Raw genomic sequence first — 25,090 nt, 5'->3', positions numbered from 1 at the left:
CTTGCACCATTTCGACCTGAAGGACGGCGCCCTGTATGCCGAGGGCGTGCCGCTGGAACTGATCGCGGACGAGGTCGGCACGCCGGCCTATGTCTATTCGACCGCGACGCTGAAGCGGCACTACGGCCTGCTGCGCGCCGCCGCCGATGCGCATCGCGACGCCCTGGGCGAGGCCCTGATCGCCTTCGCGGTCAAGGCCAACTCCAACCTGTCGGTGCTGGCGACCCTGGCCAAGCTGGGGTCGGGGGCGGACACGGTGTCCGAGGGCGAAATCCGCCGGGCTCTTGCGGCCGGCGTGCCGTCCGACCGGATCATCTTTTCCGGCGTGGGCAAGACCGATGTGGAAATGGCCTTCGCCATCAGCGTCGGCGTGCGCCAGATCAACGTCGAATCCGGCGCCGAGCTGGATCGGCTGATCGCCATCGCGGCCATGATGGACACGTCTCCGGCCATCGCCGTGCGGGTCAATCCTAACGTCGGCGCCGGCGGTCACGCCAAGATCACCACGGGCGGCAAGGGCGACAAGTTCGGCGTGCCGGTCGAGGAGGCGATGGGGCTGTACGCGCGCGCCTCGGCCTCGCCCCACGTCACGCCAGTGGGGCTGGCCTGCCATATCGGCAGCCAGATCACCGACCTGGCGCCGCTGGAGGCCGCCTTCAAGGTGTTGGCCGAGATGACGCGCACCTTGCGGTCGCAGGGTCATGCCGTGACGCGGCTGGACTTGGGCGGCGGCCTGGGCGTGCCCTATTCCGGCGGGACCGAACCGCCGTCGCCGGCCGACTATGTCGCCATGGCCGCGCGGGTTCTGAACGGGCTGGACGTCGAGGCGGCGTTCGAGCCGGGGCGGCTGCTGGCCGCCAACGCCGGCGTGCTGCTCAGCCAGGTGATCCAGGTCAACGAACGCTCCGACGGGCGGCGTTTCCTGGTGCTGGATGCGGCGATGAACGACCTGATGCGGCCGGCGCTGTACGACGCCTTCCACGACATCCAGCCGGTCAATCCGCGTGTGGGCGCGCGCCTGCCGCACGATGTGGTCGGGCCGGTGTGCGAGACCGGCGACACCTTCGCACGCGATCGTGAGTTGCCGCCGCTGGAGGCCGAGGATCTGGTCGTCTTCACCGGGGCGGGGGCTTACGGCGCGGTGATGGCCAGCGAATACAACAGCCGGCCCCTGGTCCCCGAGGTTCTGGTGGACGGCGATCAGTGGGCCGTGATCCGGCCGCGCCCGACCTATGAGGAAATGCTGGACCGCGAGCCGTTCGCCGACTGGCTTTAGGCGAGAATCCCTCTCGACCGTTATAAAGTAACACGCTATAGGGCCGGTCATGTCCCCCGGTCCCGAACAGTCCGTCATGCTTTCCCTGCTGGGGGGCGGCTTCGTCGCGGCCTTTCTGCATGCGGCCCTGCCGACCCACTGGCTGCCCTTCACGCTGGTCGGGCGGGCGCAAGGCTGGCGACCGTCGCGAATCCTCATGGCGGTGACGGCGGCGGGCCTGGCCCATATCGCCACGACGGCGGTGGTCGGCGGCCTGATCGTGGCGGCGGGCCTGGCGCTGGATCAGTGGATCGAGGGGGTGCTGCCGCATCTGGCGGCGGTGCTGCTGTTCCTGTTCGGCGCCTTCTATCTGGCCCGCGCGACCTTGCGCCGGCCGGCCGTGGCGGGCGGTCCCGCCCTGGAAACCTCGGAGCCGGCGGTATCGGACAAGGCGGCCTTCCTGGGCCTGATCGCGATGATGGCGGTGTCGCCGGGCGAAGTGTTGTTGCCCATATATCTGTCCTCGGCCTCGGCGGGCATCGGCGCTCTTGCGATGCTGACGGTAGTGTTCGCGGTCGGCACCGTCGCCGGCATGGCGACATTCACGGCCCTGGCCAGCGCCGGCGCCTCGATCCTGCGGCTGGAACGGTGGGCGAGATACGAGGGGGCGGTGCTGGGCGTGGCCCTGATCGCGCTGGGCCTCGTCGTCGCCATGCATCAGCACTGAGGCGATATTACATGATAACATTCAATGCGTTATCATGTATCAGCTTGGCTGTTGCGCCAAACGGCGTATAGGCGAGCCATGAACGCCGCGCACGACCACGCCGACCACGGCCATGACCACTCGGATCACGGGCACTCGGATCACGGGCACGGTCACGGCCATTCGCACAACCATCATGGGCACAGTCACGGGCATGGCGGACACAGCCACGGCCCGGTGGATACCGGCGACTGGCGCTACGCCGTCGGTCTGGTGGTCAATCTGCTGTTCGTGGCGTGCGAGTTCGGCGCGGGCCTGATCGCGGATTCCACGGCGCTGCTGGCCGATGCGGGGCATAATCTGTCGGACGTGCTGGGCCTGGCCATGGCGGGCGGCGCGGCCTGGCTGGCGCGGCGCGGGGCGCATGGGGCGGCGGGCGGTCGGCGGACCTATGGGTTCGGCAAGGCCACGGTTCTGGCGGCCCTGGGCAATGCGCTACTGCTGATCTTCGCCTGCGGGGCCATCGCCTTCGAGGCCGTGCGTCGCTTCAACGAGCCGGCGCCGGTCGGGTCGGGCCTCATCATGGCGGTGGCGGGCATCGGCTTCGTCATCAACCTGGGCACCGCGCTTCTGTTCATGAAGTCGCAGCACGACCTGAATGCGCGCGGCGCCTATCTGCACATGATGGCCGACGCCGGGGTGTCGCTGGGCGTGGTGGCGGCGGGGGGCTTGATCATGCTGACCGGCTGGTCGGTGGTCGATCCCCTGGTCAGCCTGGCGATCGTGGTCGTGATCCTCTGGTCGACCTGGGGCCTGCTGAAGGATTCGGTCAACCTGGCCATGGACGGCGCGCCGACGGGCGTGGACGTGCCGGCGCTGGAGAAGGCGCTGGTCGCCCTGCCGGGCGTGCGGGCGGTGCATGATCTGCACGTCTGGGGCCTGTCCACGACCGAGACGGCCCTGACGGCGCATCTGGTGCACGACCGTCGCGATACGGCGGCTTTGATTTGCGAGGCCCAGGCCGTGGCGAAACGTTACGCCATCGGCCACACGACGCTGCAGCTGGAGAACGAGCCGCTGCCGGATTGTCCGGGCTGCTGACCCTCTAGGCCTGGGCGAAGGTCAGGGGCGCGCCCCAGAACTGCGACACCATCTCCGATTGGGGGCCGGCCTGGCCGGTGGTCAGGAAATCGCGGCGGCCGCTGTCGCCCAGATCGTATTCGGGGTGCGTCTTGAAATAGCGCTCCAGCGCGTCGGCGACGGCCTTGGGCTGTTCGATCAGCGCGGTTCCCGCCGGCAGGGCCTGGGCGAACAGTTCGGCGACGATCTCGTAGTGAGTGCAGCCCAGTATGGCCTTGTCAGGATGGCGGCCGATGCGGCGGCGCAGGGCGTCGACGTGATCGTCGATCACCACCTTCAGCTCTTCGCGAGGGGCGCCCAGCTCGATCAGGCCCGCCAGGCCGGGGCAGGGTTCGGAGAAGACGGCGATGTCCTCGCGTCGCTTGTCGATCTCGATCTCATAGACGCGGCTGATCGCGGTGGCGGCGGTGCAGAAGACGCCGGTGATGGCGATGGAGGCGACCTTCTCGCCCTCCTGCGGGCGCTCGGCCTCGAAGCTCCAGGGCTTGCCGGTCGCGGCCTCGATGGTCGGCACGATGATGCCCAGGATGTTGACCGGACGGCCCAGCCGCTCCCGTAGGCCCGGCAGCCAGGTCTGTTGCAGGCGGCGAAGGGCGATGGCGCTGGCGGTATTGCAGGCCAGGACGACCACGGAGGCGCCGGCGTCGAACAGGCGCTCGCACCCCGTCTTGGTCAGTTCGACGATGTCCTCGCCGCTGCGCCCGCCATAGGGGGCGTGGGCCTGATCGGCCAGATAGATGAAGTCCCGCGCGGGGAAACGCCGTGTCAGTTCGCGGTGAACGGTCAGACCGCCCACGCCGGAGTCGAAAACGCCAATAGCCATGGGCGCGCTTTAGAGCAGTGCGACGACGTATCCAACCGGATTGCCGAGAAGATTACCGTCCTGTCAGGTGACGGGGCCGTCCGGTGCGCCTAAGTGTGTGGGCAATCATGATCTTCTTTCGGAGCATTCCATGCATAGACGCCAGCTTCTCATCGCGGGCGGCAGCCTGATGGCCCTGTCGGCCTGCGCCTCGACGGGGGCCGCCTCTGGCGGGTCCGCAGCCGCGCCGTCCGCCGCCAGCCTGGCCGAGGAAGCGCGCATCGCCCGCGCCGTCCTGCCGACCCAGACCCCGCGCGCCGAGCTGTTGCAGGTCTGGACCGGCTCCTACGACGGCGTGCCGCCGTTCGACAAGGTGACGCCGGCCAAGCTGCGCGAAGCCATGCTGGAAGGCATCGAGCTGCAACGCGCAGACATCGCCGCCATCGCCAACAATCCCGAGGCCCCGACCTTCGCCAACACCATGGCGGCGCTGGAACTGGCGGGCGAGCCGCTGGACCGCGCGTCCAACATCTATGGGGTGATGACCTCCAACATCGGCGGCGAAGCCTATGACGCCGTCGATACCGAGCTGTCGCCGATCCTGTCGGCCGCCTCGGACGAGATCACCTTCAACGAAAAGCTGTTCCAGCGGGTCAAGACCGTCGCCGACACCGCAGACGCGGCGGGCCTGAGCGCCCAGCAGAAGCGTCTGGCCGAGCGTCGCCGCGACGCCTTCATCCGTTCGGGCGCCAATCTGGACGCGGCCGGCAAGGCCGAGCTGGGCCGGATCAACACCGCCCTGTCCAACGCCTTCACCCGCTTCGGCCAGAAGGTCGTCGCCGACGAGAACGCCTGGACCCTGATCCCGAACGAAGCCGGTCTGGCGGGCCTGCCCGATTCCAACAAGGCCGCCGCTGCGGGCGCCGCACGCAGCCGCAACCTGCAGGGTTGGGCCATCCTGAACACGCGTTCGTCGGTGGATCCCTTCCTGACCTTCGCCGACGATCGGGCGCTGCGCGAACAGGTCTGGAAGAAGTTCGTCAACCGCGGCGACAACGGCGACGCCAACGACACCAACGCGACCATCGCCGAGATCGTCAAGCTGCGTGACCAGCGCGCCAAGCTGCTGGGCTATCGCAACCATGCCGAACTGCGCATGCAGGACACCATGGCCAAGACGCCGGCAGCGGCCCAGGCCCTGATGGATCGCGTCTGGGCGCCGGCCAAGGCCCGCGTCGCCGAAGAGGTCGCCGACATGAAGGCGATCGCCGGTTTCGATATCGAGCCGTGGGACTACCTCTACTTCGCCGAGAAGGTCCGTAAGGCCAAGTACGACCTGGATCAGAACCAGCTGAAGCCCTATTTCGAACTGAACGCGGTGCGCGCCGGCTCCTTCGCCATGGCCGAGCGCCTGTACGGCTTCAAGTTCACCAAGCTTCCCAAGGGTTCGGTCCCGACCTTCGAGCCGGACGTCGAGGTCTATGAGCTGCACGACAAGGCCACCGGCAAGCTGATCGGCCTGTACTACACCGACGACTACGCCCGTCCGGGCAAGCGTTCGGGCGCCTGGATGACCACCTACCGGTCGTTCTCGACCCTGGATGGCTCCAAGGTGATCCTGGGCTCGAACAACAACAACTTCACCAAGCCCGAGCCCGGCGAGCCCGTTCTGATCTCGCTGGACGACGCCGAGACCCTGTTCCACGAGTTCGGCCACACCCTGCACTACTATTCGTCGAACGTGACCTATCCGTCGTTCGGCAATACGCCGCGCGACTTCGTGGAATATCCGTCGCAGGTGCACGAGCACTGGGTGCTGAGCCGCCCGATCCTGGACGGCTATCTGAAACACTATCAGACGGGCGCGGCCATGCCGCAGGCGCTGGTCGACAAGATCGAGGCCGCCGCCACCTTCAACCAGGGCTATGCGACGGTCAGCTATCTGTCCTCGGCCATCGTCGACATGGACCTGCATACGCAAGCCACGCCGCCGACCGATATCGACGCCTTCGAAAAGGCCAGCCTGGCGCGGATCGGCATGCCCAAGGAGATCGTGATGCGGCACCGCCTGCCGCAGTTCAATCACCTGTTCACGTCGGACGGCTATTCGGCGGGCTACTACAGCTACCTGTGGTCCGAGACGATGGACGCCGACACCTGGGCCTATTTCGAGGAGTCGGGCGACGTGTTCAACCCGGACATCGCCGGCCGCTTCAAGTCGATCATGCTGGCGCCGGGCAACACCACGGACCGCGCGGAAGCCTACCGCGCCTTCCGCGGTCGCGACCCGGACGTGGCGGCTCTGCTGAAGGTCCGGGGCTTCCCGGTCTCCTAGAGGCGCTATCGCGCTTCGCGCGACTTGAGCGCGTTCGTGAACTTTACGGCCGGCGGAGCGATCCGCCGGCCGTTTCGTTTGTGCGAAAGCTGGCCTAGAGCAGGTCGAGACCCGCGTAGATCAGGAACCTGCATGACCGTCGTCGCCTCCTACGTCTATCGCGACGGCCAGCGCGTGCGCGAGGCGCCTTTGACGCCCGAGGGGCTGGCGCTCGAACCGGGAGAGTTCGTCTGGGTCGGGCTCTATGATCCGACGGACGCCGAGATCGATGTCCTGGTCGAACGGTTCAAGCTGCACCCGCTCGCGGTCGAGGACGCCCTTGCCGCGCACCAGATGCCCAAGGTCGAGGTCTATGGCCGCGAACTGTTCGTGGTCGCCCGCACGGCGTTGAAGATCGACGATCGCATCGCCTATGGCGAGACCCACGTCTTCGTCGGCGACGACCACGTGGTCAGCATCCGCCACGGCTCGGCGCGGGCGCACAATCTGTTGCGGGCGCAGCTGGAGGCCTCGCCGCTACAGCTCAAGAAGGGGCCGGACTTCGTCCTGCACGGCATTCTGGACTTCATCGTCGATGCCTATGCTCCCATCGTCGACGACGCCGAGGACAGCGTGCTGGAGATGGAGCAGCGGACGCTGGACGCCTTCCTGTCTCGGGTCGAGATCCGGCGCCTGTTCACCCTGCGCCGCGAACTGCTGAAGTTCCGGCGCATCCTGGGGCCGATGGAGGAGGTGCTGGGGCGTCTGCAGTCGCTGGACATGCCCTGTATCGACCCGGACGTAAGGCCCTATTTCCGCGATGTCAGCGACCATGTGCGACGGGTGAACAGCCGGCTGGGCGGGCTGAACGACATCCTGTCGTCGGTGTTCGAGGTCGCCAACCTGCTGGAGCAGCAACGCCAAGGCCTGATCACCCGGAAACTGGCCGCCTGGGCCGCCATCCTGGCCGTACCGACCGCCATCGCCGGCATCTACGGCATGAACTTCGAGCACATGCCCGAGCTGCGCTGGGAATATGGATACTATGCGGTCCTAGGCGTCATCGCCGCCATCTGCGCGGGCCTGTATGTGACGTTCAAGCGGACGAAGTGGCTGTAGTCACCCGCTGTTCCTCAATCCCGCCGCCACGCCGTTGATGGCCAGAAGGATGCCCTCGCGGACGCGGGGGTCGTCGTCGCCGGCGCGGCGGCGGCGGATCAGCTCGATCTGGACGTGGTTAAGCGGCTCGACATAGGGCATGCGCAGGCGGATCAGCCGGTCCAGTTCCGGTTGGCCGCCCAGCAGTTGGTCGTGGCCGGTGATGGCCAGGATGGCGTCGTGGGTGCGCTGCCATTCCTCTTTGATCTCGCCATAGATGCGGGCCGCCAGAGAGGCGTCGGGGACCAGGGTGGCATAGCGGCGGGCGATGGTCATGTCGGACTTGGCCATGACCATCTCCATGTTCTGGACCAGGGTCTTGAAGAAGGGCCAGGCCTCGGCCATCGCCTTCAGCTGGCCCATGTCCTGGCCCTGGACGGCCGAGCCGAAGCCGAACCAGCCGGGCAGCATGACCCGGCTCTGCGACCAGCTGAACACCCAGGGGATGGCGCGTAGGTCCTCGATCCGCGTCGAGGCGGTGCGCGACGACGGGCGCGAGCCGATCTTCAGGTCGGCGATCTCGGCGATGGGGGTGGCGGCGCGGTAGTAATCGACGAAGCCGTCGGTCTCATAGACCAGCTGGCGATAGGCGGCCATCGACCGGGCCGACAGGTCCGACAGGGTGGCGCCGTGTTCGGCGGTGAAGGCGTGATCCGTCCCCTTGCCCAGCGAGGCCAGCATGGCGCCGCAGGTCAGGGCGTCCAGATTGCGCAGGGCGATCTCGGGCTCGCCGTATTTGTTGGCGATGACCTCGCCCTGTTCGGTGGTGCGGATGCGGCCCTGGACCGTGCCTTCCGGCTGGGCCAGGACGCCGGCGAAGGACGAGCCGCCGCCCCGCCCGACCGTGCCGCCGCGCCCGTGGAACAGCTGCAGCTTCAGCCCGTGCGTCTGCGTCACCTCGACCAGGGCGCGCGAGGCCTCGTGCAGCTCCCAACCCGAGGTCAGGTAGGAGCCGTCCTTGTTCGAGTCCGAATAGCCGATCATCACCTCCTGCACCCCGCGCGCTTGGGCGACGGCGAGGGCGGACGGTTCCTGCAACAGACGCTCCAAGGTCGGGCGGGCGGCGCGCAGATCCTCGATGGTCTCGAACAGGGGCGCGGCCTGGATCGGGCAGGCGGCGGGATCTTCAGGGCGATAGAGGCCAACCTCCTTGAGCAGCAGATAGACCTCCAGCAGGTCCGAGGCCGCGTCGGTCTTGGACACGATATGGGTGCGGATGGCCTGGGGGCCGAATGCGGCGAGCGCGGTCGCCGCCGCCTGAAGGATGGCGCGCTCCTTCAGCGTCACGGCCTCGTAGTCGGCATAGGGGCTGAACAGCAGGCGCGACGAGGCCAGTTCCTCGGCCAGGACTTTCAGTCGCCCCTCCTCGTCGAGCGCCAGATAGTCAGGGCAGACGCCGGCGACCTTGAGCAGATCGGCGACGACAATTTCATGGACGTCGGCGTTCTGGCGCATGTCCAGGGTCGCCATGTGGAAGCCGAACACCTCGACCGCCGTGATCAGGTCGCTGAGCCGGTCGTCGGCGAAGACGCCGCCGTGATGCGAGACCAGGCTGTCGTGCAGGGTCTTTAGGTCGGCCTCGAAGGCGTCGGGACCGGGATAGGGCTGGGCCTCGACGGCGGGACGACGCGGGGCGGGGGCGTCGCCCAGCTTCTGGTGCGTGGCGGCGAGGCGGGCGTAGACCCCGGTCAGGGCGCGGCGATACGGCTCGTCGGCGCGATGAGGCGAGGGGTCGTGTGCGGCGTCGGCCAAGGCCTGAAGTTCGGGCGACACCTGGGCCAGTTCGGCGGCGAGGCTGAGTTCGGCGCCCAAGGCGTGAATCTCGTCCAGATAGAAGGTCAGCACCGCCCGAGCCTGGGTGCGGAAGGCGGCGGCCATGACCGTGGCGTCCACGTTCGGATTGCCGTCGCGGTCGCCGCCGACCCAGGTCCCGACCCGCATGAAGGGCTTCAGGTCCGGGGCGTCCAGCAGACGCCGCCAGGCCGCCAGCTGCTTGGGCGCAACGTGCAGGAAGATGCGGTCCAGGAAGGAGACGACGGTGTCGATCTCGTCCTGCACCACCAGCCCTTGGGTGCGGACCAGACGCGTGGCCCACAGGATGACGATCTGGCGGCGCAGCGGCTCGGACACAGCGTCAAGCGTGCACGCGTCGCCCGCCTTGTCGCAGGCGTCCAGCAGGCCGGTGATGGCGGCGATCCGGTCGATGACGCTCTTTCGGCGCACCTCGGACGGGTGGGCGGTCAGGACGGGCGAGATCAGCGACTGGTCCAGCAGGGCGCGCACGGCCTCGCGGTCCACGCCCTGATCGGCCAGCCGCTTCAGCGCGCCTTCGGGGGTGTCAGGCCGGGCGCCGGCCTCGGCCTGGCTCTGGGCCCGCCTGCGGGTCGAGCGGTCTTCGGCGATATTGGCCAGGAGGGAGAACAGGGCGAAACCGTGCGCCAGCCCGGCCGCCTGATCCACCGACATGGCGGTCAACAGCTTCTCCAGCCGCTTGGCGGGATGCGAGGCCGGGTCGCGGTGATAGGCGATGGAGGCCTGACGCACCGCCTCGACGTGGTCGAACAGGGCCTGTCCGCCTTCGTCGCGGATGATGTCGCCCAGAAGACCGCCCAGCAGTCGGACTTCGTCACGCAGGGCGTCGTCGGCGGCGGGGCTCATCATCGGGCAGATCCTTGGTCGGCATAGAGATCGGGGCAGGGAGATCGGCATCTGGAAGGGCTGAAGCGCCCGCGTCAACGCACGATCCGTGACAGCCGCCCTCAGAAATCCCCACAGAGATCATGGTGAACCCGCCGTTAGGGTTTCTTAACCGGCGCGGGGCGATGATGGCGGCGTAGGATTCCAGATCGGTTCCGCCCGTGCCCATGTTCGCCAAACGCCAATCCGCCCTCGCCGCCGCCGCCGGAGCCGCTCCGCGCGCAAAGGACGGCCCGAGCCTCACGCCCGTCATCAACGCGCTGAAGAAGCCGCCGGTCGTGGCGGGCCTGGCCGGGCTGTTTCTGCTGAGCACCAGCGCCCTGTTCCTGACGGTGCTGGGCGATCCCAAGGCCGGAACGCCCTCGGCCCATGTGGCGCTGGAGCGCGAAGCCCCGGCGCCGCAAGCGCCGGCGCCGACCGGGTTCGAGGCCTTCTCCATGGGGGCGATGGGGCTTTATCAGAACCTGGCTGGCGGCGGGGACGCCGCCACGGGCGGCGAGGCCATGATCACTCTGCCGGACGGCGGCAGCGTCTCGGGCGGCGGCGCGGCCTATAGCGCGCCGGTCCATGCCGCCTCGCCCCTGGCCAAGGCGCCGATCGCGGGCCTGTCGCAGCCCGGCCCGAACGGCGTCCTGCCGATGATCGCGCCTGACGGCCGCGTCCCGGCCCAGGCCTATGCCCGCCCCTTCCGCCCCAACGGCAAGCCGCGCGTGTCGCTGATCGTCGGCGGTCTGGGATTGAATGCAGTGACGACCCGAGCGGCCATCGAACGCCTGCCGCCGGAAGTGACGCTCAGCTTCGTGCCCTATGCCGACAACCTGCAATCCTGGATCGACCAGGCGCGGGCGCAGGGCCACGAGGTCATGCTGGAAATGCCGATGGAGCCGACCGGCTATCCCGACAATGATCCCGGCCCCTATACGCTGCTGGCCGACGGCGGCGCGGATGACGTGACGGCCAAGATGGACTGGCTGCTGGGCCGGGCCACCGGCTATTTCGGGGTGACCAACTATCTGGGCGACCGTTTCTCAAGCTCGGACACGGGCATGAACGCCTTCCTGGGCATCCTGCGCCAGCGCGGCGTCGCCTTCTTGGACGACGGCTCGTTCCAGCGCCGGCCGGGCGCCTGGGCGCGGGGCAGCGCGGATCGAGTCATCGACCGGACCCAGTCTCCGGCCGCCATCATCGCCGCCCTGAACGGGCTGGAGGCTCACGCCAAGCTGCGCGGCTCGGCCCTGGGGACCGGCTTCAGCTATCCGGTGACGGTCGAGGCCGCCGCCCGCTGGACCGCCGGTCTGGAACAGCGCGGCCTGCAACTGGCGCCCGCCTCGTCCATGTCGATGCGGCCGGGGCGTTAAGAAAAGTGGCGAGTGGCGAGTGGCGAGTGGCGAGTGGCGGCTTCTGCCGCCCCATCGACTATGTCACGAAGCGCCTTGCTGAACGGCCCGACAGGTTTTTGCTGCGGGGCCTCGCCACTCGCCACTCGCCACTCGCCACTCGATGACAGATCTCCACGCCTATCGCCCCAATGTCGGGGTCGTGTTGTTCAACCGCGACGGCCTGGTCTGGTACGGCCAGCGCCACGCCACGCCCGGCCCGCATAACTGGCAGTTCCCGCAAGGCGGCGTCGATGCGGGCGAGGATCTGGAAGCCGCCGCCCGCCGCGAACTGCGCGAGGAGACGGGCGTGACCTCGGTCCAGCTGCTGGCGCGGACGGACGACTGGATCCTGTACGACTTCCCGCCCGAGGCCATGAACAACGCCAAGGCCTGGCGCGGCTTCAAGGGCCAGAAGCAGCAGTGGTTCGCCTTCCGCTTCACCGGCGACGAGGCCGAGATTGATCTGGCGGCCGACGACGATGTCGAGTTCGACGCCTGGCGCTGGGGCCCGTTGTCGGACGCCTGCGACCTGATCGTGCCGTTCAAACGGCCGGCCTATGAACAGGTCGTCGCCGCCTTTTCGCATCTGGCGGCATAGAAAAAGGGGCGGCGCGAACGCCGCCCTTTCAGAGTTCGCCTTGAAACGGCTTAGGCCGCTTCGGCCTTCTTTTCAGCCTTGCCTTCGATCAGGGGCTGGCCGGCGCCGATCTCGATACGGCGGGGCTTCAGCGCCTCGGGCAGTTCGCGCTTCAGCGAAATCGACAGCAGGCCGTTGACCAGGTTCGCGTCGGTGACGACGACATAGTCGGCCAGCTGGAAGCGGCGCTCGAAGTCGCGCTCGGCCAGGCCGCGATGCAGATAGGTCTTCTGTGTCGCGGCATCGTCGTTGGCGGTCTTGCGGCCGGTCACGGTGAGAAGGTTTTCCTTCACCTCGATATTCAGCTCGTCAGGGCCGAAGCCGGCGACGGCGATCTCGATGCGATAGGCGTTTTCGCCGGTGGTCTCGATATTGTAGGGCGGATAGCCCGTGTCCTGGCTGGTCGTGCGCGAGGCGCTTTCCAGCAGATTGGCCAGACGGTCGAAGCCGACGGCCGAACGGTACAGCGGGGTGAAATCATAGGTACGCATCAGCATCCTCCTGAGGATCAGCAAGGTTGAGCCGCCCGGCGGTTTGGCCCGGACGGTAGGGATGCAGCCCGACGACCCGAAACCGGCGTCGTCAGTCTGGAGAACCCGAAATCGGCGCTCTCGGGAGAAGAGATGGTGACCTGCAAAACCGCGTCAAGGGCGCGGGGGCGAGGATTTTGATTGCGTCAAATTGGCCGGCGTCTCGCGAACGTCATTTGCTCGGGCGCCGCGCCTGCCTATGGAGGAGGACCTGAACCCGGAGCCCCTGATCATGCGTCCTGCCGTCTTTGGCCTCGCCGCCGTCCTGCTGTCCGCCGCCCCCGCCGTCGCCCAACAGTCGCCCCAGACCGAAGGGGCGTGGACGCCGCCGCGCTCGGCCCTGTCCAGCGCCCTGCCCACCTTCGCCGAGGACACGGCCCTGCAGGCCGCTGTCGCCGCCGAGACCCGCCCCGCCGCCGACCGCGCGCGCGACGTCTATCGCCACCCTTACGAATCCCTGACCTTCTGGGGCCTGACGCCGGGCATGACGGTGGTGGAGATCGAGCCGGGCGGCGCCAGCTGGTGGCGGCATATCCTGGAACCCTATGCGGCGGCGACCGGCGGTCGCTACGTGCCCGTCAACCGCCCGCTGGAAGACATGGGCGTGTCCGAGGGCAGCGCGGACTTCATCCTGGTGGCGCGCGCCTTCCACAACTGGTCGCGCAACGACCGGACCCAGCCCTATCTCCAAGCCTTCTTCAAGGCGTTGAAACCGGGCGGCGTCCTGGCCGTCGAACAGCACCGCAGCGCCGAGGGTCTGAACGTCGCCGACGTGGCCTCGACCGGCTATGTGCCTGAAAGCTATGTGATCCACGAGGCCCGCAACGCCGGCTTCGTGCTGGAGGCGCGCAGCGAGCTGAACGCCAATCCCAAGGACGATCATGACCATCCGTTCGGCGTCTGGACTCTGCCGCCGATCCGCCAGTCGGCGGCGCGCAACGATCCGTCCGGCCGCACCCTGACGCCCGAGGAACGGGCCGCCTTCGACGCCATCGGCGAGAGCGACCGCATGACCCTGCGGTTCCGCAAGCCGGAATAGGTGCGTCGTGCTGGAGCCTGATTCACCGCCACGTCGAAGCGCGAAGCGCTTCAACTCAGTCGGATCAGGCTCTTGCGTTTTGACCGGGCCTGCGAACCTGATTAAGCCCAATCCGCCAAGGTGTGTCGGACGCGGGTCCCGATGTCTGCGGGAGTATTGAATGGCTGATTGTCTTGCGAGCGCGGGCGGATTGTCGCGTCGGTTCCTGCTGAGCGGCGCTGCGGCGCTGGCTTTGACCGGCGTGGCGGCTTGCGGACGCAAGGACGAGGCCGCCAAGGCCCCCGAGGCGCCGCCCAAGCCCGCCGGCCCGGCGGAAGGATCGCTGGAATGGGCGGTCCAGGGATCCTGGCGCTCGGCCCAGGACAAGGCGCGCGACGCCTTCCGGCATCCGATGGAGACCCTGCGGTTCTTCGGCCTTCAGCCGCGCATGACGGTGGTGGAGTTCTGGCCCGGAAGCGGCTGGTACACCGAAATCCTGGCCCCCTATCTGGCCAAGGGGGCGGGAACCTATGTCGCCGCCCTGTTCCCGGAAGGGCCGACCGCCGATCCGGCCCAAGCCGTTCTGAACGCCGCCTTCCGCACGCGGTTCTCCAGCGACAAGAAACTGTATGGCGAGCCGCAGTTCACGGTGTTCGGCGCGGGGTCCGGCCCGGTGACCGCAGCAGCGGGGACGGCGGAACTGTGCCTGTTCATGCGCACCCTGCACGGCTGGATGGCGGCGGGCATCGTCGAGAAGGCCTTCTCCGACGCCTTCGCCGCCCTTCGGCCCGGCGGCATATTGGGGATCGAGCAGCACCGGTTGTCGCCGGAAGAGGATCAGGATCCCGTCGCCGCCAACGGCTATGTCCAGGAGGCCTTCGTGCGCCAGCTGGCGGCCGAGGCGGGCTTCGTCTTCGTCGCGGCGTCGGAGATCAACGCCAATGAGGCCGACACCAAGGACCATCCGTTCGGCGTCGATACGCTTGCGCCCACGCGTCTGACGGCGCCGCGCGGCGAGCCGGCCGACCCCGCCTTCGACCGATCCAAATACGAGGCGATCGGCGAGAGCGATCGCATGACCTTGAAGTTCAGGAAGCCCGAGTGAACCGCGCCCAAGCCTTCGCCGCCAACGCCCCCCTGATGGGGGTTCCCGGCGCCGCCTCGCCCCCCGGCGGCAAGGGCGACTGGTTCCGCGGCGCGGGCGGAATGCGCCTGCGCGCCGGCCTGTGGAAGCCGTCGCACCTGAGCGCGGACAAGGTGCGCGGCACGGTGGTGCTGAGCCCCGGCCGCACCGAGCCGATCGAGAAATACTACGAGGTCATCGGCAACTTCCTGGCGCGCGGCTGGTGCGTGCTGAGCCATGACTGGCGGGGCCAGGGCCTGTCGGCTCGCCTGCTGCCCGACCGTCTTAAGGGCCACGCCCGCGCGGTCGAGGAGTTTCTGGACGACTACAACCGCCTGCTGAACGCCTATGAGGACCAGTGCCCCAAGCCCTGGATCATGGTGGGGCATTCGATGGGCGCCTGCCTGAACCTGCTGACCCTCGAAAGCGGCGAGGATCGGTTCGCGGGCGCGGTCCTGTCCAGCCCCATGCTGCGGATCAAGACCGGCAAACGGTCGATGTGGTCGGTCAAGCTGGTGGTGCGCTGGAACATTCGCCACGGCCAGGCGGGCGACTACATCCTGGGCGACCCGGACGATCCGTTCGACCACAACTTCGCCGAGGACGCCCTGACCTCGGACGAGAGCCGATACGAGATGTGGCGACAGCAGCTGTACGCCTGCCCGCACCTGGCCATTGGCGGCCCGACCTACGGCTGGCTAGCCTTTGCGCTGGACGCCGGCGAGCGGGCCTTGAAGCCCAAGGCGCTGAAGGCGGTCAAGGCGCCGGTCGTCATCGTCCAGGCCGACGCCGACGACGTGGTGTGGAAACAGACGAACCGCTGGGCCGCCAAACGCATCCCGCGCGGCCGCTACGTCGAGGTGACGGGCGCCAAGCACGAGGTCATCATGGAGGCCGACGACCTGCGCGCCGTCTTCCTGAACGAGTTCGACGCCATGGCCGACATGGTCGCCCCGACGGCGGATGCGGTCGTTGATCCGTCGGCCAGGACGGTGGATGTGACGGCGAGCTAACGTCTCAGGCCGTGGTTTCGGTGCGCCAGCGCCGATCGATCGTCTGGGTTATGCCGCACAACTGAAGAAAGGCCACCGCAACGCCATCGCCTGTCTCGGACTTCACCAGCAGTGGCAGGACCAGCCATTCGCGCGGGAAGCGCATCACCATCACGTCGTCGCTGGCGCGCAGATGGGGGCAGTATTTCATCGAGCGATCGACGCAGCGGCGATGCAGGGGCGCGATAGAGCCGGCGTCGATCATCACCCGGTCGTCGGCGATGTCGGCGCGAACCTGACCGCCGCGCGCCCTGAGCTGGCCGGCGCATCGCCGCGCAGCGATCTGGGTCCAGCGATCGTTCTCTTTGGTCGGTTCGCCGCACATCGGGCACAGCATGCGCGCGATCGTGAGACGCTGTCGGACGAGGTGGTTCTTCGAATACTGCGGCTTACCGCTGCCGGGATCGCTGGCCTGCATCAGGGCAAGGCGTCCGCCGACTGTCCGGCATGGCGCAGCGCCTATGATCGCTTCGCCGCTCCAGCTCATGACCCAGGGCACGTCGACGCCGACAACCAGTTTCGATGGCCCAGGCATCAAAATCGTTCCCTAACTGAGAGCACCCTGACGCCGTCTCGCGACCTGCGTCAATATGCGCCAGTCGAGGTGCTCAGACCGCTGCGCGTCTCAGGGTCACCAGGGCCTGATCGATCAGGCGGGCGTCGCCGACGGCGAGGATCTGGCCGTTGTCGTCCGGCGCCGCGCCGCGCCAGTTGACGACCTTGCCGCCGGCGGCCTCAATGACGGGGACCAGGGCGGACCAGTCCCAAGTTTTCAGGCTGGTCTCGGCGACCAGGTCCATCTTGCCGGCCGCCACCATCGCATAGGCATAGGCGTCGCAGCCCAGGCGGGCCAGGCGGGCGGTGGCGCGGACCTGGGTCCAGGCGCCCAGTTCGGCGCCGTTGAAGATGTCGGGGTCGGTGGTCGAGATGACGGCGTCGGTCAGTTTCTCGCAGGCCCGCACCGCCAGCGGCGTCTCGGTCTCGCCGCGCAACAGCCGCGCGCCTGACGGGCCGCCGATGAAGATCTCGTCCAGATAGGGCTGGGCGATGACGCCGACCGTGGGGCGCGCCTCCTGGCGTAGGGCGATCAGGGTGGTCCACAGCGGCAGGCCCGAGATGAAGGCGCGGGTGCCGTCGATGGGGTCCAGCACCCAGACGTGTTCGGCGTCGGGTCGGTCCTGACCGTATTCCTCGCCGATGACGCCATGGTCGGGATAACGGGCGGCGATCAGGCGGCGGATGGCGGCCTCGGCCTGTTTGTCGGCCTCGGTGACCGGATCGAAACCGGCGGCGCCGCCCTTGTCCTCATGCCCGATGTCCGAGCGAAAGAAGGGCAGGGTGACGCGCGCGGCTTCGTGCGCCAGTTCGATGGCGAAGGCTTCATATTCGGTCATGAGGCTCCCTTACCGTGCTTTCGCCGGCTTGGGCGCCCCTGCTCGTCTTAGGCTGGGGCTACATCCGTGTGGAGGGACTTGGCTAGGTCCAGCAGGCGACGGCGGGGCCGTTCGTCCAGTTGATAATAGGCCTGGATCAGGTCCAGGGTCTCCTTGCGCGAGAAGACCTCGCCGCCCTTGGGCGGTGCCGCGTCGTTCTCCATCGCTTCGGCGAGACCGTCGTAGAAATAGGCGACGGGCGTTTCCAGAGCCTCGGACAACTGCCACAGGCGGGCGGCCGAGATGCGGTTGGCGCCGCATTCGTATTTCTGGATCTGCTGAAAGCGGATGCCGACCTGGACGGCCAGCTGCTGCTGGGTCAAGCCCATCAAACGCCGGCGCCGACGCAGGCGGCGGCCCAAATGCAGGTCGATGTCGGCGGCCATGGCCGTTATCCTCGTCTCAACGTCTGTCCCGATGCGGGACGACACACGTCGATGGGGGCAATCGTCGTGCCGGATCGCGTCCAAGGCGAGTTCGGCGATATTGCGGCGAACGTGAAGAGACGACGCAACCGTATGGCCCGAGCTGCATTTACTGGTGCAGCTTGGCTTTTAAAGGAAGGAACCACAGCATGGGTTTGGGAATCATTGGTTGGCTCGTCATCGGCATCGTCGCCGGCTGGTTGGCTGAAAAGGTCATGGGTCGTAATCACGGCCTGCTGACGAATCTGATCGTCGGCGTCATCGGCGCTCTGCTCGGTGGCTTCATCTCCAACAACATCTTCGGCACGCCGGTCGGCGGCTTCAACTTCGTCACCCTGATCGTGGCGTTCCTTGGCGCCTGCCTGCTGCTGTTCCTGCTGGGACTGGTCAAGCGTCGCGCTTGATCCGGCAATAGGCTGAAGACGAAGAGGGCGGTTCGAAAGAACCGCCCTTTTTGCTGCGCGATGTCGTTGATCGATTGCAGGCAAACGAAAGGGCGGTCGGGAAACCCGACCGCCCTTCATCATTCAACCTTGAAGGGCTGTTTTACTGCGGCTCGGTCGGAGCCGGGGTCGCCGCATCCGGAGCGGGGGTCGCCGGCTCGGTCATCGCCGGGTCGGTCGGTTCCGTGGTCGGCGCGGCCATCGGGTCCGAAGTCGGAGCCGGTGCCGGGGTGGCGGCCGGAGCAGGCGGTGCGCCGGCGATCGGAGCGGCGGCGTCAAACTCGGCCTTGGTGTAGGCGACGACCACGCCGGTGCCTTCCTGGCGAATGCCGCTCAGCGGCACGGCGCGAAGCTGGCCGTCTGCGCCGCGAACGGTGAGCTCTTGCTTGCCTTCGGCATTGGACTGAACGCCTTCCAGCTTGCCCAGTTCGCCGTCAGGACCTGCGACGCTCGAACCGGGGTTGAGCGAGAGCGATTGCTGCGAGGACGCAGCGGCGGCAGGCGCAGCAGCCGGAGCGGGCGTGGTTTCTTGCGCCATAGCCGGCGCGGCGGTCATGAAGGCGGCGGCAGCGCCGGCCAGAAGAACAGTCTTGATGGTCATGGGAGAACGTCCCCGGTTACGCGAGCCCGACGCCCGCACCGCAATATACTCCCCACGTTACGGATTGTTTCACCTGCCCAGAAATGACCTTGGGAGCGCCCCGGTTGGACGATTCTTGGTCTATGTTCGGGCAATCACGATTCGAAAGGCCACGCTTGTCCAGCCGACCCAAGCACGCTTCAGGTTTGATCCGCCGTCTTCTGGGCCTGGCCTATGAGCTGACGCCGCAGATCTTCGCCATCGTGGCGTTCGTGGCCGGGGCCTTGATGCTGGTGACGGCGGTGACGCCCGAGTTCGACGACCGGCTGCGTCGGCTGACCGGGGTCGTGTCTCCGATTCTGATCGACCTGTCCCACTTCGTCGCCAGCATCGCCGGCTTCCTGTTGCTGTTGTTGTCAGCGGGGCTGTGGCGGCGTCGGCGCGGCGCCTATTGGGCGGCTCTGCTGGTGCTGGGGATGGGGGCGGTGTTCTCCATACTGAAGGGGCTGGATTGGCAGCAGGCGATCAATCTCGTGATGGTCGCGGCCCTGCTGGCGCCCTGCCGGTCGGCCTTCAATCGTCGGTCGAGGTTGAGCGAGCCGCTGCGGCCCAGCTGGCTGCTGCTGCTGACGGCGGTGGTGGCGGCCATGCTGTGGCTGGGCTTCTTCGCTTATCGCGACGTGGCCTATAATGACGAACTGTGGTGGCGTTTCCTCAGCGATCGCCAGGCATCGGGCTTCCTGCGCGCGGGGCTGGTGCTGGCGATCCTGACGCTGGTCGTGGCCGGGCGCTCCTTGCTGAGTTCGCCGGGCGCACACAATCACGGCCCGGCCAGCGCCGCCGACATCGAACGCGCGACGGCGGCGCTCAAGGCGGCGGATTCGGCCACGCCCGAGGCCTGGCTGGCCATGCTGGGCGACAAGGCCCTGATGTTCAGCCCGTCGGGGGCGAGCTTTTTGGCCTATCGCGTGCGCGGGCGACGCTGGATCACCATGGGCGAACCGGCAGGCCTGAAGAGCGAGCGTCGTGAACTGCTGTGGTCGTTCGCCGAGATGGCCGACAGCTATGGCGGCGCTGCGGTCTTCTATTCCGTCAGCGAGGATATTCTGGGTGATCTGGCGACGATGGGGCTGGCGGTGCGCAAGGTCGGCGAGACGGCGGTGATCGAGGCCGACAAATTCTCCATCGAGGGCAAGGGCAAGCAGAACCTGCGCACGGCCGTCAATCGCGCCGAACGCGAAGGGTCGTCGTTCGAGGTGCTGCCGCCCGGCTCGGCCGGATCCATCGCCGACGAGCTGCGCGAGATTTCGGACGCCTGGCTGGCCATGCACGAGGGGTCTGAAAAGTCTTTCTCCATGGGTCGGTTCGATGCCGCCTATCTGGACCTGACGCCGCTGGCCGTGGTGCGAGAGGGCGGGCGGATCGTGGCCTTCGCCAATCTTTTGACCTCGCCGGATGAGGCGGCGGTCGATCTGATGCGCCACAGGCCTGACGCGCCGCACGGGGTGATGGACTATCTGTTCATCCGCTGCGCCCAGTGGGCCAAGGCGGAAGGCCTGGCCAGTTTCGACCTGGGGATGGCGCCGCTGGCGGGCCTGGAGGATCGCCGTATCGCCCCTGTCTTCGCGCGTGTCGGCGCCCTGGTATTCGAGGAAGGCGGGGCGCTTTACGGCTTCCAGGGCTTGCGCAGTTACAAGGGCAAGTTCGGGCCGGACTGGCGTTCACGCTTCATCGCCGCCCCCGTGTCCACGCCCCTGCCGCTGGCGCTTCTGGACGTGGCGCTTCTGACCAGCGGTGGCTGGCTGGGGATGCTGGGTCTGAGGAAGGGCTAGGTCAGCAGCGCCTTCAGAACCCCGTCCAGCACCGGACGGCCGCGTGCGGTGGCGATCAGCCGGTCGTCTTGCAGCATCAGGAAGCCGTCGGCGATCAGGTCCGCGACCGGCGCGCGATCCGGCGACAGCTCCAGAGCCGAGAGCAGGCCCACGGGCGCGCCCTCTGTGGTGCGAAGGGCCAGCAGGAACCGTTCCTCGGCCGCATCGGCTGGGCTCTGGGCGTCGCGGTCGGACCAGGGCGTGCCGGCCGATACCCCCACGACATAGTCGGCGATGCGGCGATGGGCGACGGTCGCGGTCCTGACGCCGTCCAGCGTCAGGCGGCCGTGGGCACCGGGGCCGAGACCCAGATAATCGCCGCCGCGCCAGACATGCAGGTTGTGCGATGACCGGGCGGCTGGGCCGCGCGCATGGTTGGACACCTCATAGGCGTCGAAGCCGGCGGCCGAGAGCACGGCCTGGGTGGTTTCATAAAGAGAGGCGGCGCGGTCCTCGTCCGGGGGCGTCAGGGTTCCGCGTGCGAAGGCCCGGCCGAAGGCGGTCGTTGGCTCTATGGTCAGCTGATAGGGCGAGACGTGTTCGAACCCGAGCGCCAGCGACGCCGTCAGTTCTCCGGCCCAGTCTTTGGGCGTCTGGTCCGGGCGGGCGTAGATCAGGTCGATAGACAGGCGGTCGAAGGCCCGACGGGCCAGATCGACCGCGCGCAGAGCCTCGGCCGCAGAATGGTCGCGACCGAGAAAGCGCAGGGCGGCGTCGTCCAGCGCTTGCACCCCCATCGACAGGCGATTGATCCCGGCGTCGGCCAGGGCGGCGAACCGGCCGGCCTCGGCGTCGGTGGGATTGGCCTCCAGCGTGATCTCGATCTCACCGGCGGGCGGGAACAGGTCGCGCGCCGCCGCCACGATGCGGGCGACGGCCTGGGGCGCCATCAGCGACGGCGTGCCCCCGCCGAAGAAGATCGACGCCAGTCGTCGCGGGCCGGTCAGAACCCTCTGGGCGCGCAGATCGGCCAGGATCGCCTCGACCAGCCCGGCCTGTTCCTCGCCTCGCCCCCGGTCGCGCACGACGTTGAAGTCGCAATAGGGGCAGATACGCGCGCAATACGGCCAGTGGACGTAGAGGCCGATGTCGGTCCCTGGATCGAGCGGATCAGTCAATCAGGGCGGCCTTCAACTTGGCGAAGGCGCGGGTGCGGTGGCTGATGGCGTCCTTGGCCTGCGGCTCCATCTCGCCGAAGGTCAGGTCGACGCCGTGGGGAATGAAGAGAGGGTCGTAGCCGAAGCCCCGGTCGCCGCGCGGCGGGAAGGTCAGCTGGCCGTGGACCTCGCCCTCGACCACCACGCAGGGGCCGTCCGGCCAGGCGACGGCCAAGGCGGAGGTGAACCAGGCGGTGCGGTCGGTCGCGCCGATCTCTTCCAGCCGGTCCTCGACCTTCTTCATGGCGACGGCGAAATCCTTGCCCGGTCCGGCCCAGCGCGCGGAGAAGATGCCCGGCGCCCCGTCCAGGGCCGCGACCGACAGGCCGGAGTCGTCGGCCAGCGAAACCTCGCCCGACAGCTGGGCCGCATGGCGGGCCTTCAGCATGGCGTTGCCGGCGAAAGTGGTCTCGGTCTCGTCCGGCTCGGGCAGATTCAACTGGCCTGCGGTGACGATCTCGTAATTTCCGCCCAGCAGCGCCGAGATTTCCGGGACCTTGCCGGGGTTATGAGTCGCGACGACGAGCCGCATCCCCTTGATAAGCTTGAGATTCATCGACGATCACGCCCCTGAAACAGTCTATTGCCAAAGTTTAATATCGTTAAACGATATGTAACGTGCCTTTTCCGTCCGCACGGCCTATCTATTGATCGTCAGGAACGAGGTCGCAACGTTCATGCCTTCCGCGAAAACGGAAACGATCATGCGATTAAAAAATGCAAAGGGCGATAATCGCCCAAACAGGAAAGACGGAGAAATACCATGCACACGATGAACGTCTCGATGTGGCTCGACAAGGTCGGCGCTGCTTTTGTCAGCACCGTTCTGATCGCCGCCCTGCCGACCGCCCTGGTCGTCATTCTGTTCCAAGGCTTCTGATCTAGCCTTTTTCGATCAAGAGAGCTTTGACGACCTGTATGAAGACCGCGATGTATAGAGCCGCGCGCGGGTTCGCCGGACCCCGCGTGGCCATCGCCCCGCCTTCCCCGGCCTGAGATCAGAAAGACCATGCGCCTGCCGACGCCGCCAAATCCGCTGAAGCGAGGCGAGGCAAGCGCCCTGAAGGGGCTGAACGCCCTGCGCATTCCTTTCAAAGTCCCATTCAGGGCCCCGTTCAAAGCGATGGGACCAGGTTCGGTGTCCAGCGTGCTGAAGGTGGTGCTGGACGTCGCCTATATCCTGCTGTGGCTGATCACCGGCTTTCTGCTGCTGCTGGTCATCGCCGCGATCTTCATTCCCCTGGACAATGTGAACATCACCGTGAGCGGGGATTCCGGCGGCAAGCAACTGCCGCTGACGCGCACCCTGCTGCTGTTCGGCCTGGGCGCTGCGACGGCCTATTTCGGCGGCTTCATGCTGATCCTGCGCAGCCTGCGCCGCATCATCCGCACCCTGACCATGGGCGATCCGTTCCAGCCCGACAATGTGCGCCGTCTGCGCCAGATCGGTCTGACGCTGGCGGTCGTGACCGGCGGCGTCTGGGTGGCGCAAGGCTTCGTCGCCAAGCGACTGGCGCCCGGCGTCATGGACCCACAAGGTTTCGGCGAACTGCTGACCCCGATCTTTTCCGTGCTCATCGTCTTCGTGCTGGCGGAGGTGTTCCGCGAGGGCGCGCGCCTGCGCCGCGAATCCGAACTGACGATCTGAGCCGTTTCGAATAGGACTTTCCGCATGGCCATCCGCGTCCAGCTCGACCGCGTCCTAGTGGAACGCCGCATGTCGTTGACCGAACTCGCCGACCGGGTCGGGGTGACGGTGGCGAACCTGTCGATCCTGAAGACGGGCAAGGCGCGCGCGGTGCGGTTCTCGACGCTGGACGCCCTGTGCCGCGAACTGGACTGCCAGCCCGGCGACCTCTTGGCCCATGAACCGGGTCCGGGCGATGTCATTGAGGATGACGGCGAGGCATGAGGCGAAAGGGTCCAAGCCGCGACGAAAACGGACTGACGCCCGAAGACCGTCGCATCTGGACCCGCGTCGCCGGATCGGTGGCGACGCCCAAGACGCGCAAGGCCGCCCGCGTCACCCCCGGCGCCGAAACCCCGCCCGAGATCGTCGTCACACCGGTGGAGCGCGCGCGTCCGCTGGCCAAGTCGTCGCCGAAACGCGTCGCCGCCGCGCCCCCGGTCGAAAAACGCCCTTCGCCCCCACGCCCCAAGCCTGCGCCCGAGGATCTGGAGCCGCGTCGCAAGCAGCGGCTGTCGCGCGAACGCGACCCCATCGAGGCGCGCATCGACCTGCACGGCTTCGGCCGGTTCGAGGCCGAGGATCAGCTTCGCGGCTTTTTGACCTCATGCCAGGCGCGCGGGATGCGGGCGGTGCTGGTCATCACCGGCCAGGGCCGGATGGGCGGCGGGGTCATCCGCTCGGCCTTCGGGGAATGGATGCAATCGCCCGCGCTGCGCGGCGTGGTGTCGGGCTTCACCGTCGCCCACCAGCGGCACGGCGGAAACGGGGCCTTCTACGTCACCCTGAAACGTCGGACCTGACGCAAAGAAAAAGGCCGGACCCGCGCTGGCGGACCCGGCTTTTTCGAAAGCGATTTGTCGTCGGCCTATTTGGCGGTGATGGCGCCGGCCAGGATCACGTCGATCTGCTTGCCCATGTGGTCCGACAGGGCCTGCGCGTCCCATTCGTCATAGGCGGCGCGGCGATAGTTCGACAGATAGGCGTCCCAGATCAGCTCGACCAACAGGCGGCTGTCGGCGTCCTTGGACAGTTCGCCCTTGGCCACGGCCTCCTGCAGGATGCCGCCGATGGCGAGCAGCAGGTTCTTGGTCGCGGCGCGGGCGCGCATCTCGGCGGCCAGCGGCTGGAACCACGACCGGGCGACGATGGCCTGGAACAGGGGCAGTTGATCCAGCGACGAGTGGTAGCCGGCGCTGAGGGCGGTGACGAGACGCTGGCGGACGGGCTCGCCCTTGGGGGCGGCGGCCTCGACCACTTCGGCCAGACGCGTCATGTCCTCGGTCAGGACGGCCTCGAACAGTTCGGCCTTGTCCTGGAAGTTGGCGAAGACGGCGCCGGTGGACATGCCTGCGCCCTTGGCGATGTCGCGGATGGTGGCGGGCTCGTAGCCGCGCTCTGCAAACAGAGAACGGGCGGCGTCGAGAACCTTTTGTCGCGTGCGGATCTTGGCGGCCTGGCGCCGGTTCAGGCGGGGTTCGACGGCGAGTGTTGCGACAGTATCAGTCATAAATCAGGCTTTTACTCTACTTTAAGTCGTGGATGCGGGGGAGCATCCGCCATCGACTTCAGGTGAATATCTCGGCCCGAGGGCGGGACGGATGGGCGCTGCTGCTCCGAAGATGCAGGGATACGGAAGCCGCGCTTGCATCATGGAACCATGACGAAAATGGGTCCGCTTGG

25 protein-coding genes are annotated in these 25,090 nt (G+C 67.5%); 15 read left to right on the top strand and 10 right to left on the bottom strand.

Annotated elements, in window-relative coordinates; genetic code table 11:
• Nucleotide 1: 1 nt before the first annotated feature.
• From lysA to EGY25_RS05445, 3 genes are all read left to right on the top strand, one after another.
• Entirely contained in the window at nt 2-1,276 is a 1,275-nt protein-coding gene (lysA, locus tag EGY25_RS05455) for a diaminopimelate decarboxylase (RefSeq protein WP_135194018.1), read from the top strand.
• 49 nt (nt 1,277-1,325) lie between these two features.
• Nucleotides 1,326-1,982: a hypothetical protein gene (locus tag EGY25_RS05450; RefSeq protein WP_135194017.1), complete on the top strand. Its 657-nt coding sequence runs from the start codon at nt 1,326-1,328 to the stop codon at nt 1,980-1,982.
• A gap of 78 nt (nt 1,983-2,060) precedes the next feature.
• Nucleotides 2,061-3,062 carry a cation diffusion facilitator family transporter gene (locus EGY25_RS05445; protein WP_135194016.1) on the top strand — a complete coding sequence of 334 codons (1,002 nt, stop codon included), beginning with the start codon at nt 2,061-2,063 and terminating at the stop codon, nt 3,060-3,062.
• A gap of 4 nt (nt 3,063-3,066) precedes the next feature.
• Here the strand turns inward: EGY25_RS05445 and EGY25_RS05440 are convergent, their stop codons facing one another.
• Entirely contained in the window at nt 3,067-3,924 is an 858-nt protein-coding gene (locus EGY25_RS05440; RefSeq protein ID WP_135194015.1) for a glutamate racemase, read from the bottom strand.
• A 130-nt stretch (nt 3,925-4,054) separates the two neighbouring features.
• Here EGY25_RS05440 and EGY25_RS05435 point away from each other — a divergent pair, with 130 nt between their 5' ends.
• Together EGY25_RS05435 and EGY25_RS05430 are read left to right on the top strand one after the other, a co-directional pair.
• Nucleotides 4,055-6,238, top strand: a complete 2,184-nt coding sequence (locus EGY25_RS05435; protein ID WP_135194014.1) for a M3 family metallopeptidase — start codon at nt 4,055-4,057, stop codon at nt 6,236-6,238.
• Between the two features lie 132 nt (nt 6,239-6,370).
• Nucleotides 6,371-7,336, top strand: a complete 966-nt coding sequence (locus EGY25_RS05430) for a magnesium and cobalt transport protein CorA (RefSeq protein ID WP_135194013.1) — start codon at nt 6,371-6,373, stop codon at nt 7,334-7,336.
• Here the strand turns inward: EGY25_RS05430 and ppc are convergent, their stop codons facing one another.
• Entirely contained in the window at nt 7,337-10,036 is a 2,700-nt protein-coding gene (gene ppc / locus EGY25_RS05425) for a phosphoenolpyruvate carboxylase (protein ID WP_135194012.1), read from the bottom strand.
• Nucleotides 10,037-10,239: 203 nt separating this feature from the next.
• Here ppc and EGY25_RS05420 point away from each other — a divergent pair, with 203 nt between their 5' ends.
• Complete coding sequence (locus EGY25_RS05420) at nt 10,240-11,430, top strand: divergent polysaccharide deacetylase family protein (protein ID WP_135194126.1); 1,191 nt, start codon at nt 10,240-10,242, stop codon at nt 11,428-11,430.
• Between the two features lie 142 nt (nt 11,431-11,572).
• Nucleotides 11,573-12,049 (top strand): RNA pyrophosphohydrolase, encoded by a 477-nt coding sequence (locus EGY25_RS05415; RefSeq protein ID WP_135194011.1) that lies wholly within the window; start codon nt 11,573-11,575, stop codon nt 12,047-12,049.
• 50 nt (nt 12,050-12,099) lie between these two features.
• On the opposite strand, the gene EGY25_RS05410 is transcribed toward EGY25_RS05415, so the two are convergent.
• The gene (locus tag EGY25_RS05410; protein WP_135194010.1) at nt 12,100-12,579 is read right to left on the bottom strand and encodes an Hsp20 family protein; all 480 of its coding nucleotides are present in this window, start codon (nt 12,577-12,579) and stop codon (nt 12,100-12,102) included.
• A gap of 271 nt (nt 12,580-12,850) precedes the next feature.
• Here EGY25_RS05410 and EGY25_RS05405 point away from each other — a divergent pair, with 271 nt between their 5' ends.
• The 3 genes from EGY25_RS05405 to EGY25_RS05395 all read left to right on the top strand — a co-directional run bounded on the left by EGY25_RS05405 (nt 12,851) and on the right by EGY25_RS05395 (nt 15,772).
• On the top strand, nt 12,851-13,657 hold the full coding sequence (locus EGY25_RS05405; RefSeq protein ID WP_209307978.1) for a class I SAM-dependent methyltransferase: 807 nt from the start codon (nt 12,851-12,853) through the stop codon (nt 13,655-13,657).
• A 160-nt stretch (nt 13,658-13,817) separates the two neighbouring features.
• The gene (locus EGY25_RS05400; protein ID WP_135194008.1) at nt 13,818-14,741 is read left to right on the top strand and encodes a class I SAM-dependent methyltransferase; all 924 of its coding nucleotides are present in this window, start codon (nt 13,818-13,820) and stop codon (nt 14,739-14,741) included.
• The gene (locus EGY25_RS05395; protein ID WP_135194007.1) at nt 14,738-15,772 is read left to right on the top strand and encodes an alpha/beta fold hydrolase; all 1,035 of its coding nucleotides are present in this window, start codon (nt 14,738-14,740) and stop codon (nt 15,770-15,772) included. The genes EGY25_RS05400 and EGY25_RS05395 overlap by 4 nt, the downstream gene beginning before the upstream one ends.
• Nucleotides 15,773-15,776: 4 nt before the next feature.
• On the opposite strand, the gene EGY25_RS05390 is transcribed toward EGY25_RS05395, so the two are convergent.
• From EGY25_RS05390 to EGY25_RS05380, 3 genes are all read right to left on the bottom strand, one after another.
• On the bottom strand, nt 15,777-16,229 hold the full coding sequence (locus EGY25_RS05390) for a hypothetical protein (RefSeq protein ID WP_245159352.1): 453 nt from the start codon (nt 16,227-16,229) through the stop codon (nt 15,777-15,779).
• Between the two features lie 190 nt (nt 16,230-16,419).
• Nucleotides 16,420-17,205 carry a histidinol-phosphatase gene (gene hisN, locus EGY25_RS05385; RefSeq protein ID WP_135194005.1) on the bottom strand — a complete coding sequence of 262 codons (786 nt, stop codon included), beginning with the start codon at nt 17,203-17,205 and terminating at the stop codon, nt 16,420-16,422.
• 47 nt (nt 17,206-17,252) lie between these two features.
• On the bottom strand, nt 17,253-17,639 hold the full coding sequence (locus tag EGY25_RS05380; protein WP_135194125.1) for a helix-turn-helix domain-containing protein: 387 nt from the start codon (nt 17,637-17,639) through the stop codon (nt 17,253-17,255).
• A gap of 179 nt (nt 17,640-17,818) precedes the next feature.
• On the opposite strand from EGY25_RS05380, the gene EGY25_RS05375 reads away from it, so the two are divergent.
• Complete coding sequence (locus EGY25_RS05375) at nt 17,819-18,073, top strand: GlsB/YeaQ/YmgE family stress response membrane protein (RefSeq protein ID WP_055754335.1); 255 nt, start codon at nt 17,819-17,821, stop codon at nt 18,071-18,073.
• Nucleotides 18,074-18,215: 142 nt separating this feature from the next.
• On the opposite strand, the gene EGY25_RS05370 is transcribed toward EGY25_RS05375, so the two are convergent.
• On the bottom strand, nt 18,216-18,713 hold the full coding sequence (locus EGY25_RS05370; protein ID WP_135194004.1) for a hypothetical protein: 498 nt from the start codon (nt 18,711-18,713) through the stop codon (nt 18,216-18,218).
• A 185-nt stretch (nt 18,714-18,898) separates the two neighbouring features.
• Here EGY25_RS05370 and EGY25_RS05365 point away from each other — a divergent pair, with 185 nt between their 5' ends.
• Nucleotides 18,899-20,524: a GNAT family N-acetyltransferase gene (locus tag EGY25_RS05365; RefSeq protein ID WP_245159351.1), complete on the top strand. Its 1,626-nt coding sequence runs from the start codon at nt 18,899-18,901 to the stop codon at nt 20,522-20,524.
• Here the strand turns inward: EGY25_RS05365 and hemW are convergent.
• Both hemW and rdgB read right to left on the bottom strand, forming a co-directional pair.
• The gene (gene hemW / locus EGY25_RS05360; RefSeq protein WP_135194002.1) at nt 20,521-21,681 is read right to left on the bottom strand and encodes a radical SAM family heme chaperone HemW; all 1,161 of its coding nucleotides are present in this window, start codon (nt 21,679-21,681) and stop codon (nt 20,521-20,523) included. The two genes, EGY25_RS05365 and hemW, sit on opposite strands and share 4 nt — an antisense overlap.
• The gene (rdgB, locus tag EGY25_RS05355) at nt 21,674-22,276 is read right to left on the bottom strand and encodes an RdgB/HAM1 family non-canonical purine NTP pyrophosphatase (protein WP_135194001.1); all 603 of its coding nucleotides are present in this window, start codon (nt 22,274-22,276) and stop codon (nt 21,674-21,676) included. Before rdgB ends, hemW begins: the two co-directional genes overlap by 8 nt.
• Before the next feature lie 582 nt (nt 22,277-22,858).
• Here rdgB and EGY25_RS05350 point away from each other — a divergent pair.
• From EGY25_RS05350 to EGY25_RS05340, 3 genes are read left to right on the top strand one after another with little or no spacing between them, the layout of a single operon-like run.
• Nucleotides 22,859-23,368 (top strand): DUF2975 domain-containing protein, encoded by a 510-nt coding sequence (locus EGY25_RS05350; RefSeq protein WP_245159350.1) that lies wholly within the window; start codon nt 22,859-22,861, stop codon nt 23,366-23,368.
• A gap of 24 nt (nt 23,369-23,392) precedes the next feature.
• On the top strand, nt 23,393-23,632 hold the full coding sequence (locus EGY25_RS05345; protein WP_135193999.1) for a helix-turn-helix domain-containing protein: 240 nt from the start codon (nt 23,393-23,395) through the stop codon (nt 23,630-23,632).
• The gene (locus EGY25_RS05340) at nt 23,629-24,210 is read left to right on the top strand and encodes a Smr/MutS family protein (protein ID WP_135193998.1); all 582 of its coding nucleotides are present in this window, start codon (nt 23,629-23,631) and stop codon (nt 24,208-24,210) included. Before EGY25_RS05345 ends, EGY25_RS05340 begins: the two co-directional genes overlap by 4 nt.
• Nucleotides 24,211-24,275: 65 nt before the next feature.
• On the opposite strand, the gene EGY25_RS05335 is transcribed toward EGY25_RS05340, so the two are convergent.
• Nucleotides 24,276-24,917 carry a TetR/AcrR family transcriptional regulator gene (locus EGY25_RS05335; RefSeq protein ID WP_135193997.1) on the bottom strand — a complete coding sequence of 214 codons (642 nt, stop codon included), beginning with the start codon at nt 24,915-24,917 and terminating at the stop codon, nt 24,276-24,278.
• Nucleotides 24,918-25,090 lie beyond the last annotated feature (173 nt).

Source organism: Brevundimonas intermedia (assembly GCF_004614235.1).
Lineage (GTDB): Bacteria > Pseudomonadota > Alphaproteobacteria > Caulobacterales > Caulobacteraceae > Brevundimonas > Brevundimonas intermedia_A.
This window is presented reverse-complemented; position numbering and strand designations above follow the sequence as displayed.

Excerpts from the sequence above, each read along its gene's own strand:
- EGY25_RS05450 (WP_135194017.1), top strand. The coding sequence starts at position 1,326 with ATGTCCCCCGGTCCCGAACAGTCCGTCATGCTTTCCCTGCTGGGGGGC.
- EGY25_RS05445 (WP_135194016.1), top strand. The coding sequence starts at position 2,061 with ATGAACGCCGCGCACGACCACGCCGACCACGGCCATGACCACTCGGAT.
- EGY25_RS05440 (WP_135194015.1), bottom strand. The coding sequence starts at position 3,924 with ATGGCTATTGGCGTTTTCGACTCCGGCGTGGGCGGTCTGACCGTTCAC.
- EGY25_RS05435 (WP_135194014.1), top strand. The coding sequence starts at position 4,055 with ATGCATAGACGCCAGCTTCTCATCGCGGGCGGCAGCCTGATGGCCCTG.
- EGY25_RS05430 (WP_135194013.1), top strand. The coding sequence starts at position 6,371 with ATGACCGTCGTCGCCTCCTACGTCTATCGCGACGGCCAGCGCGTGCGC.
- ppc (WP_135194012.1), bottom strand. The coding sequence starts at position 10,036 with ATGATGAGCCCCGCCGCCGACGACGCCCTGCGTGACGAAGTCCGACTG.
- EGY25_RS05420 (WP_135194126.1), top strand. The coding sequence starts at position 10,240 with ATGTTCGCCAAACGCCAATCCGCCCTCGCCGCCGCCGCCGGAGCCGCT.
- EGY25_RS05415 (WP_135194011.1), top strand. The coding sequence starts at position 11,573 with ATGACAGATCTCCACGCCTATCGCCCCAATGTCGGGGTCGTGTTGTTC.
- EGY25_RS05410 (WP_135194010.1), bottom strand. The coding sequence starts at position 12,579 with ATGCGTACCTATGATTTCACCCCGCTGTACCGTTCGGCCGTCGGCTTC.
- EGY25_RS05405 (WP_209307978.1), top strand. The coding sequence starts at position 12,851 with ATGCGTCCTGCCGTCTTTGGCCTCGCCGCCGTCCTGCTGTCCGCCGCC.
- EGY25_RS05400 (WP_135194008.1), top strand. The coding sequence starts at position 13,818 with ATGGCTGATTGTCTTGCGAGCGCGGGCGGATTGTCGCGTCGGTTCCTG.
- EGY25_RS05390 (WP_245159352.1), bottom strand. The coding sequence starts at position 16,229 with ATGCAGGCCAGCGATCCCGGCAGCGGTAAGCCGCAGTATTCGAAGAAC.
- hisN (WP_135194005.1), bottom strand. The coding sequence starts at position 17,205 with ATGACCGAATATGAAGCCTTCGCCATCGAACTGGCGCACGAAGCCGCG.
- EGY25_RS05375 (WP_055754335.1), top strand. The coding sequence starts at position 17,819 with ATGGGTTTGGGAATCATTGGTTGGCTCGTCATCGGCATCGTCGCCGGC.
- EGY25_RS05370 (WP_135194004.1), bottom strand. The coding sequence starts at position 18,713 with ATGACCATCAAGACTGTTCTTCTGGCCGGCGCTGCCGCCGCCTTCATG.
- rdgB (WP_135194001.1), bottom strand. The coding sequence starts at position 22,276 with ATGAATCTCAAGCTTATCAAGGGGATGCGGCTCGTCGTCGCGACTCAT.
- EGY25_RS05345 (WP_135193999.1), top strand. The coding sequence starts at position 23,393 with ATGGCCATCCGCGTCCAGCTCGACCGCGTCCTAGTGGAACGCCGCATG.
- EGY25_RS05340 (WP_135193998.1), top strand. The coding sequence starts at position 23,629 with ATGAGGCGAAAGGGTCCAAGCCGCGACGAAAACGGACTGACGCCCGAA.
- EGY25_RS05335 (WP_135193997.1), bottom strand. The coding sequence starts at position 24,917 with ATGACTGATACTGTCGCAACACTCGCCGTCGAACCCCGCCTGAACCGG.